The organism is Pseudomonas sp. 10-1B (genome assembly GCF_000935045.1).
In the GTDB taxonomy this organism is placed as follows: Bacteria; Pseudomonadota; Gammaproteobacteria; order Pseudomonadales; family Pseudomonadaceae; genus Aquipseudomonas.
Window position 1 is genome coordinate 18431 of sequence record NZ_JYKS01000047.1, and the last position, 9611, is coordinate 28041.

Consider the following 9611-nt stretch of genomic DNA (forward strand, 5'->3'; position numbering starts at 1 on the left):
GCGAAGAGGCCGGAACAGGCAACGGAACCCTCCAGCCCGCCACCGCTCCAAGCAACACCCTGTAACGGCCCGGAACGCTTTCCGGGCCGTTTTCATTTAAAGTTCAGCGTTTTGGCAACGTCAGGCAAAGGTAAACCTCTGGTAAAGGGCCTTTGCTAAAACGATGCCAGTGCTTATCGTTCACCCTCTCCAAGTCGTCATTCCGAACAAGGCTCGTTCAACCCATGCAAGCGTCCAATTCCCGTTCCCCCCGTCGCTGGCTCGTCGGCCTGCTGATCCTGCTGCTGGTGGTTGCACTGGCCTGGTGGCTGTGGCCTGCAGCAACGCCTGAGCATCAAGCGGCCAGTGGTGGGCGCGGTGGCAAGGGCATGGGCATGGGCATGCGGGGGCGCCCAGGTTTCGGCGGCTCCAGCGAAGCGGTGCCGGTGCGCGTCGAACCGGTGCGGGTAGGCGACTTCCCGCTGTATTACAAGGCCCTGGGCACCGTCACCGCGACCAACACGGTCAATGTGCGCAGCCGCGTGGCGGGCGAGCTGGTGAAGATCCACTTCAAGGAAGGCCAGCAGGTCAAGGCCGGCGACCTGCTCGCCGAAATCGACCCGCGCCCGTACCGTATCGCCCTGCAGCAGGCCGAAGGCACCCTGGCACAGAACCAGGCACAGCTGAAAAATGCCCAGGTCGACCTGGCCCGTTATAAAGGCCTGTATGCCGAAGACAGCATCGCCAAACAAACCCTCGACACCGCCGAAGCGCAGGTGGCGCAGTTCCAGGGGCTGGTCAAGACCAATCAGGCGCAGGTCAACGACGCCCGCCTGAACCTCGATTTCACCCAGATCCGCGCGCCGATCACCGGCCGCGTCGGCCTGCGCCAGCTCGACCTGGGCAACCTGGTGGCGGCCAACGACACCACCGCCCTGGTGGTGATTACCCAGACCGAGCCGATCAGCGTGGCCTTCACCCTGCCGGAAACCGAACTGAGCACGGTGCTGGAGCGCTACCGCAGCGGTGCCAGCCTGCCGGTCGAGGCCTGGGACCGCAGTGACAGCAAGCTGCAGTCCACCGGGGTACTGGGCAGCATCGACAACCAGATCGATACCACTACCGGTACCCTGAAGTTCAAGGGCCGCTTCGAGAACAAGGACCTGGCCCTGTTCCCCAACCAGTTCGTCAACGTGCGCCTGCTGGCCGACACCCTCAAACAGGTGGTCATCGCTCCGGCAGCGGCCATCCAGTTCGGCACCGACGGTACCTTCGCCTATGTGGTCAACGCCGAGAGCACCGTGAACGTCCGCAAGCTCAAGGTCGGTGCCAGCGACGGCGAGAACAGCGTGATCCTCGAGGGTCTGGCCACGGGTGACCGCCTGGTGCTGGAGGGCACCGACCGCCTGCGCGAAGGCTCCAAGGTGGAAGTGGTCGAAGACAGCTCGCAAGTGCCGACCACCCCCGGCCAGCACCTGCAGGGCCAGGACACCAAGGGCTCGGCGCAGACGGGCGAGGCACAGCCGGGTAAAGCAGCAGGCAAGGCGGGCGCATGAACCTCTCGCGTCTGTTCATCCTGCGGCCGGTCGCCACTACGCTGAGCATGCTGGCCATCGTCCTGGCCGGCCTGATCGCCTACAAGTTGCTGCCGGTTTCCGCCTTGCCGCAGGTGGATTACCCGACCATCCGGGTCATGACCCTGTACCCCGGCGCCAGCCCGCAGGTCATGACCAGTGCCGTCACCGCACCACTGGAGCGTCAGTTCGGCCAGATGCCGGGCCTCGAGCAGATGGCCTCGACCAGTTCCGGCGGTGCCTCGGTGCTGACCCTGCGCTTCAACCTCGACATGAACATGGACGTCGCCGAGCAACAGGTGCAGGCCGCGATCAACGCCGCCAGCAACCTGCTGCCTAGCGACCTGCCGGCACCGCCGGTGTACAACAAGGTCAACCCGGCCGATACCCCGGTGCTGACCCTGGCGATCTCGTCCAAGACCATGCCGTTGCCCAAGCTCAACGACCTGGTCGACACGCGCGTGGCACAGAAGCTGGCGCAGATCAGCGGCGTGGGCATGGTCAGCATCGCCGGTGGCCAGCGCCAGGCGGTGCGGATCAAGGTCAACGTCGACGCCCTGGCCGCCAACGGCCTGAACCTGGATGATGTGCGCACGCTGATCGGTGCTTCCAACGTCAACCAGCCCAAGGGTAACTTCGACGGCCCGACCCGGGTGTCGATGCTCGACGCCAACGACCAGCTGCGTTCCCCCGAGGAATACGCCAACCTGATTCTGGCCTACAACAACGGTGCGCCGCTGCGCCTGAAAGACGTGGCCGAAATCGTCGACGGCGCGGAAAACGAACGCCTGGCCGCCTGGGCCAACGAGAACCAGGCGGTGCTGCTGAACATCCAGCGCCAGCCGGGTGCCAACGTGATCGAAGTGGTCGACCGCATCAAGCAGATGCTGCCGTCGATCACCGACAATCTGCCGGCTGGTCTCGATGTCTCGGTGCTGACTGACCGCACCCAGACCATCCGCGCCGCGGTCAAGGATGTGCAGCACGAACTGCTGATCGCCATCGCCCTGGTGGTGATGGTCACCTTCGTCTTCCTGCGCCGTTTCAGCGCCACCATCATCCCGTCGATTGCCGTGCCACTGTCGTTGATCGGCACCTTCGGCGTGATGTACCTGGCTGGCTTCTCGGTCAACAACCTGACGTTGATGGCCCTGACCATCGCTACCGGCTTCGTGGTCGACGATGCCATCGTCATGCTGGAGAACATTTCTCGGCATATCGAGGAAGGTGAGACGCCTATGCAGGCCGCGCTCAAGGGCGCCCGGCAAATCGGCTTCACCCTGATCTCGCTGACCTTCTCGCTGATCGCGGTACTGATCCCGCTGCTGTTCATGGCCGATGTGGTCGGCCGCCTGTTCCGCGAGTTCGCCATCACCCTGGCGGTGGCCATCCTGATTTCCCTGGTGGTATCGCTGACGCTGACGCCGATGATGTGCGCCCGGCTGCTCAAGCGCGAGCCCAAGGAAGAAGAGCAGGGGCGTTTCTACCGTGCCAGCGGTGCCTGGATCGACTGGCTGATCAAGCACTACGGCAGTGCCCTGCAGTGGGTACTCAAGCGCCAGCCGCTAACCTTGCTGGTGGCCGTGGCCAGCCTGGTGCTGACCGTGTTCCTGTACATGGTGGTGCCCAAGGGCTTCTTCCCGGTGCAGGACACTGGGGTGATCCAGGGTATTTCCGAAGCGCCGCAGTCCACCTCGTTCGCTGCCATGAGCGAGCGCCAGCAGGCCCTGAGCAAGGTGATCCTGCAGGACCCGGCGGTGCAGAGCCTGTCGTCCTACATTGGCGTCGATGGCGACAACGCCACGCTCAACAGCGGCCGCCTGCTGATCAACCTCAAGCCCCATGGCGAGCGCGATGTCACCGCCAGCGAAGTGATCAGCCGCCTGCAGCCGCAAGTCGACCGGCTGGTGGGTATCCGCCTGTTCATGCAGCCGGTGCAGGACCTGAGCATCGAAGACCGGGTCAGCCGTACCCAGTACCAGTTCAGCCTGTCGTCGCCGGACGCCGACCTGCTGGCGCAGTGGAGCGGCAAGCTGGTACAGGCGCTGCAGCAGCGCCCGGAACTGGCCGACGTGGCCAGCGATCTACAGGACAAGGGCCTGCAGGTGTACCTGGTGATCGACCGTGACATGGCCAGCCGCCTGGGCATCAGCGTGTCGCAGATCACCAACGCCTTGTACGACGCCTTCGGCCAGCGGCAGATCTCGACCATCTACACCCAGGCCAGCCAGTATCGCGTGGTGCTGCAGTCGCAGGATGCTGCGGTGATCGGCCCGCAGGCGCTGGAATCGATCCACGTCAAGGCCACCGATGGCGGCCAGGTACGCCTGTCGGCGTTGGCGCGCATAGAGCAGCGCCAGGCGCAGTTGGCGATTTCCCACATCGGCCAGTTCCCGGCGGTAACCCTGTCGTTCAACCTGGCCCACGGTGCATCGCTGGGCGAAGCGGTGCAGGTGATCGAGCAGGTGCAACAGGACATCGGCATGCCGCTGGGCGTGCAAACCCGCTTCCAGGGCGCTGCACAGGCCTTCCAGGCATCCTTGTCGAGCACCTTGCTGCTGATCCTGGCGGCAGTGGTGACCATGTACATCGTGCTGGGCGTGCTGTACGAGAGCTACATCCACCCGGTGACCATCCTCTCGACCCTGCCATCGGCGGCGGTCGGTGCCTTGCTGGCCTTGCTCATCAGCGGCAATGACCTGGGCATGATCGCCATCATCGGCATCATCCTGCTGATCGGTATCGTCAAGAAGAACGCGATCATGATGATCGACTTCGCCCTGGAGGCCGAGCGCCACCAGGGCATGAGCCCGCGCGATGCCATCTACCAGGCGGCGTTGCTGCGCTTCCGCCCGATCCTGATGACCACCCTGGCCGCGCTGTTCGGCGCCGTGCCGCTGATGCTCGCCACCGGCTCCGGCGCCGAACTGCGCCAGCCACTGGGCCTGGTGATGGTCGGTGGACTGCTGGTCAGCCAGGTGCTGACGCTGTTCACCACACCGGTCATCTACCTGTATTTCGACCGCCTGGCACGTCGCTGGCGCCCGGCCACTGACGCGCAGCAGGCCGAGGCATGAACCTGTCCGGTCCTTTCATTCGTCGCCCGGTAGCGACCATGCTGCTGAGCCTGGCGATCATGCTGCTGGGCGGGGTCAGCTTCGGCCTGCTGCCGGTGGCGCCGCTGCCGCAAATGGACTTCCCGGTGATCGTGGTGTCGGCCAACCTGTCCGGTGCCAGCCCCGAGGTCATGGCGTCCACCGTGGCCACGCCGCTGGAGCGCAAGCTGGGCAGTATCGCCGGTGTGACCACACTGACCAGCAGCTCCAACCAGGGCTCCACCCGGGTGATCATCGGCTTCGAGATGGGCCGCGACATCGACGGTGCGGCGCGCGAGGTGCAGGCGGCGATCAACGCTACCCGCAACCTGCTGCCCAGCGGCATGCGCAGCATGCCTACCTACAAGAAGATCAACCCGTCGCAGGCACCGATCATGGTGCTGTCGCTGACCTCGGACGTGCTGCAGAAAGGCCAGCTGTACGACCTGGCCGACACCATCCTGTCGCAGAGCCTGGCCCAGGTGCAGGGGGTAGGGGAGGTGCAGATCGGCGGCAGTTCGCTGCCGGCGGTGCGTATTTCCGTCGAGCCGCAATTGCTCAACCAGTACGGCTTGTCGCTGGACGACGTGCGCACTGCCGTGGCCAACGCCAACCAGCGCCGGCCGATGGGCTTTGTCGAGGACGCCGAGCGCAGCTGGGAGGTGCGTGCCAACGACCAGTTGGAAAACGCCAGGAGCTACGAGCCGGTAGTGATCCGCCAGCAGAACGGTACCATCCTGCGCCTGTCCGACGTGGCGACCATTACCGACGGCGTGGAAAACCGCTACAACAGCGGCTTCTTCAATGACCAGAGTGCGGTGTTGCTGGTGGTCAACCGCCAGACTGGCGCCAACATCATCGAAACGGTCGACCAGATCAAGGCGCAGTTGCCCGCCCTGCAGTCGCTGCTGCCGGCCAGCGTGCAACTGAACGTGGCCATGGACCGTTCCCCGGTGATCAAGGCCACCCTCAAGGAGGCCGAACACACCCTGCTGATCGCCGTGGTGCTGGTGATCCTGGTGGTCTACCTGTTCCTCGGCAGCCTGCGCGCCTCGCTGATCCCCAGCCTGGCGGTGCCGGTGTCGCTGGTGGGCACTTTCGCGGTCATGTACCTGTGCGGCTTTTCGCTCAACAACTTGTCGCTGATGGCACTGATCCTCGCCACCGGCTTGGTGGTGGACGACGCCATCGTGGTGCTGGAGAACATCTCCCGGCATATCGAGGACGGCCAGCCGCCGATGAGGGCGGCCTTCCTCGGCGCCAAGGAAGTGGGCTTCACGTTACTGTCGATGAACGTGTCGCTGGTGGCGGTGTTCGTCTCCATCCTGTTCATGGGCGGCATCGTGCGTAACCTGTTCCAGGAGTTTTCCATCACCCTGGCGGCGGCGATCATCGTGTCGCTTGTGGTGTCGCTCACCCTCACGCCGATGCTGTGCGCCCGCTGGCTGAAGCCGCATCAGGCCGAGCAGACCCGCCTGCAGCGCTGGAGCGACAAGCTGCACCAGCGCATGGTCAACGCCTATGACCGGAGCCTGGGCTGGGCCCTGCGGCACAAGCGCCTGACCCTGTTCAGCCTGCTGGTGACCATCGGCATCAACATCGCCCTGTACGTGGTGGTGCCCAAGACACTGATGCCGCAGCAGGACACTGGCCAGTTGATGGGCTTCATCCGTGGCGACGACGGCCTGTCGTTCACCGTGATGCAGCCGAAGATGGAAATCTACCGCCGTGCCTTGCTGGCCGACCCGGCAGTGCAGAGCGTTGCCGGTTTCATCGGTGGCAACAGCGGCACCAATAACGCCATGGTGCTGGTGCGTCTGAAGCCGATCAGCGAGCGCAAGATCGATGCGCAGAAGGTCATCGAGCGCCTGCGCAAGGAGATGCCCAAGGTGCCGGGTGGGCGTCTGTACCTGATGGCCGACCAGGACTTGCAACTGGGCGGTGGTGGCCGTGACCAGACGTCGTCGCAGTATCTGTACACCTTGCAGAGCGGCGACCTGGCAGCGTTGCGCGAGTGGTTCCCCAAGGTGGTCGCGGCCGTGCGTGCATTGCCGGAGCTGACCGCCATCGACGCCCGCGACGGTGCCGGCACCCAACAGGTGACCCTGGTGGTCGACCGCGACCAGGCCAAGCGCCTGGGTATCGACATGGACATGGTCACCACAGTGCTGAACAACGCCTACGCCCAGCGGCAGATTTCCACCATCTACGACAGCCTCAACCAGTACCAGGTGGTGCTGGAGATCAACCCGAAATACGCCTGGGACCCGAGTACCCTGGAGCAAGTGCAGGTGATCACCGCCGACGGCGCCCGGGTGCCGTTGTCGACCATCGCCCACTACGAGAACAGCCTGGCCAACGATCGGGTCAGCCACGAAGGCCAGTTCGCCTCCGAAGACATCGCCTTCGACGTCGCCGAAGGCTACAGCCCCGACCAGGCCATGGCGGCGCTGGAGCGCGCGGTGGCCAAGTTGGGCCTGCCCGAGGAGGTGATCGCCAAGCTGGGCGGTACCGCCGACGCCTTCGCCAAGACCCAGGAGGGCCAGCCGTTCATGATCCTTGGCGCGCTGGTGCTGGTGTACCTGGTGCTGGGCATCCTGTACGAAAGCTACATTCACCCGCTGACCATTCTCTCGACACTGCCCTCGGCCGGCGTGGGGGCCTTGCTGGCGCTGTACGTCACAGGGGGCGAGTTCAGTCTGATCTCGCTGCTGGGGCTGTTCCTGTTGATTGGCGTGGTGAAGAAGAATGCCATCCTGATGATCGACCTGGCGCTGCAACTGGAGCGCCACCAGGGCCTGTCGCCGGAGGAGTCGATCCGCCGCGCCTGCCTGCTGCGCCTGCGGCCGATCCTGATGACCACCCTGGCGGCCATCCTCGGCGCCTTGCCGCTGTTGCTGAGCCACGCAGAGGGCGCGGAAATGCGCCAGCCGCTGGGCCTGACCATCATCGGTGGCCTGGTGTTCAGCCAGGTCCTCACCCTTTACACGACGCCGGTGGTCTACCTGTACCTGGACCGCCTGCGTCACCGTTTCAACCGTTGGCGCGGCGTGCGCACCGACGCCGCCCTGGATACCCCGCTATGACTTTTGCCCAGACTCCACTTCACTGTGCCCTGCAGATGCTGACCCGTGGGCGTGGCTCACGCCTGCTCGGCGCCGGGTTGTGCGTGGCCTTGCTCAGCGCCTGTACCCTGAGCCCGGACTACCAGCGCCCCGAGCTGAACAGCACGGCGGCGCAGTTCAAGCACGCCGAGGGCTGGACCCAGGCCGCGCCGTCCGACGCCATTGCCCGTGGCGCCTGGTGGGAAATCTACGGCGATACCGGGCTCAATGCGCTGGTCGAGGAGCTCAACCGCAGCAACCAGACCGTGGCCCAGTCGGAAGCCCAATACCGTCAGGCCCAGGCGCTGGTGCGCAGCAGCCGTGCAGCGTTGTTCCCCAGCCTCGACCTCAGTGTCAGCAAGAACCGCTCGGCTCAGGGTACCGGCAGCTCCAGTTCGAGCTTGTCCAACAACAGCAGCGGCATTCGCAACACTTACAACGCCCAACTGGGCGTGAGCTGGGAGATCGACCTGTGGGGCAAGCTGCGCGAAACCCTCAACGCCAATGAGGCCAGTGCCGAAGCCAGCTTGGCCGATCTCGCGTCGATCCGCTTGAGCCAGCAGTCGGAACTGGTACAGAACTACCTGCAACTGCGAGTGATCGATGAGCAAAAGCGCCTGCTGGAAGCCACCGTGGCGGCTTATGAACGCTCGCTGCGGATGAACGAAAACCAGTACCGTGCCGGTGTCGCCGGCCCGGATGCGGTGGCCCAGGCGCGCACCCAGCTCAAGAGCACCCAGGCCGACCTGATCGACCTGATCTGGCAGCGCGCGCAGTTCGAGAACGCCATTGCCGTGCTGCTGGGCAAGCCTCCGGCGGACTTTGCCCTGGCCGACAGCAAGGACATTCCGGCGCTGCCACAGATTCCGCTTGCCCTGCCTTCGCAGTTGCTGGAGCGGCGCCCGGACATCGCCGCGGCCGAGCGCAACGTGATGGCTGCCAACGCCAACATCGGCGTGTCGCGGGCGGCATACTTCCCGGACCTGAGCCTGAGCATGAGTGGCGGTTACTCCAGCAGCAGCTTCAGCAACTGGATCGAACTGCCCAACCGTTACTGGTCGGTAGGCCCGCAGCTGGCGTTGACCCTGTTCGACGCTGGCAAGCGTAGCGCCGAGGTGGATCGCACGGTGGCGGCGTATGACCAGACTGTGGCGCAGTACCGGCAGACCGTGCTGGATGGCTTCAAGGAAGTGGAAAACCTGCTGGTGCAGTTGAAGGTGTATGGCGATGAAGCCGCGGTGCGCCAGGAGGCACTGGAAGCCGCCCGCGAGTCGCTGCGCCTGACCGAGAACCAGTACCGCGCCGGGCTGATCGGTTACCTGGATGTGGTCAACGTGCAGACCACGGCGCTGAGCAACGAGCGCAGCGTGCTGAACCTGCTGCAAGGGCGCTTGGTGGCCAGTGTGCAACTGGTGGCTGCGCTGGGCGGCGGCTGGGACGCCGAACAGGCGTTTGCCGAGCAGGACTGAAGCACACGCAGAGCTTTTGTGGGGGCAACTGTCTTGCTCAAAATCTGATCTTGCGCGGTCCATGTGGGAGCGGCTTTAGCCGCGAACACTGGCAAAGCCGGTGCCATCCACCGCGCTGGATTCTTCGCGGGCGAGCCCGCTCCCACAGGTACTGTGCAGGTTTCGGGCGCAGGCTGTGGGCCTGCGCGGTCCATGTGGGAGCGGCTTTAGCCGCGAACACCGGCAAAGCCGGTGCCATCCACCATGCTGGATTCTTCGCGGGCGAGCCCGCTCCCACAGGTACTGTGCAGGTTTCGGGCGCAGGCTGTGGGCCTGCGCGGTCCATGCGGGAGCGGCTTTAGCCGCGAACACCGGCAAAGCCGGTGCCATCCACCATGCTGGATTCTTCGC

General features: G+C 64.9%; 4 protein-coding genes. All 4 read left to right on the top strand.

Annotation, left to right across the window (positions count from 1 at the left end; translation table 11 throughout):
- The first annotated feature begins 224 nt into the window (after nucleotides 1–224).
- The 4 genes from TZ03_RS22565 to TZ03_RS22580 are packed head-to-tail and all read left to right on the top strand — an operon-like array spanning nucleotide 225 to nucleotide 9221.
- The gene (locus tag TZ03_RS22565) at nucleotides 225–1535 is read left to right on the top strand and encodes an MdtA/MuxA family multidrug efflux RND transporter periplasmic adaptor subunit (RefSeq protein WP_051100494.1); all 1311 of its coding nucleotides are present in this window, start codon (nucleotides 225–227) and stop codon (nucleotides 1533–1535) included.
- Nucleotides 1532–4630 carry an MdtB/MuxB family multidrug efflux RND transporter permease subunit gene (locus tag TZ03_RS22570; RefSeq protein ID WP_051100496.1) on the top strand — a complete coding sequence of 1033 codons (3099 nt, stop codon included), beginning with the start codon at nucleotides 1532–1534 and terminating at the stop codon, nucleotides 4628–4630. Before TZ03_RS22565 ends, TZ03_RS22570 begins: the two co-directional genes overlap by 4 nt.
- Entirely contained in the window at nucleotides 4627–7734 is a 3108-nt protein-coding gene (locus TZ03_RS22575; RefSeq protein WP_051100498.1) for an efflux RND transporter permease subunit, read from the top strand. Before TZ03_RS22570 ends, TZ03_RS22575 begins: the two co-directional genes overlap by 4 nt.
- The gene (locus TZ03_RS22580) at nucleotides 7731–9221 is read left to right on the top strand and encodes an efflux transporter outer membrane subunit (protein WP_051100500.1); all 1491 of its coding nucleotides are present in this window, start codon (nucleotides 7731–7733) and stop codon (nucleotides 9219–9221) included. The genes TZ03_RS22575 and TZ03_RS22580 overlap by 4 nt, the downstream gene beginning before the upstream one ends.
- Nucleotides 9222–9611: the final 390 nt, after the last annotated feature.

Excerpts from the sequence above, each read along its gene's own strand:
- TZ03_RS22565 (WP_051100494.1), top strand. The coding sequence starts at position 225 with ATGCAAGCGTCCAATTCCCGTTCCCCCCGTCGCTGGCTCGTCGGCCTG.
- TZ03_RS22570 (WP_051100496.1), top strand. The coding sequence starts at position 1,532 with ATGAACCTCTCGCGTCTGTTCATCCTGCGGCCGGTCGCCACTACGCTG.
- TZ03_RS22575 (WP_051100498.1), top strand. The coding sequence starts at position 4,627 with ATGAACCTGTCCGGTCCTTTCATTCGTCGCCCGGTAGCGACCATGCTG.
- TZ03_RS22580 (WP_051100500.1), top strand. The coding sequence starts at position 7,731 with ATGACTTTTGCCCAGACTCCACTTCACTGTGCCCTGCAGATGCTGACC.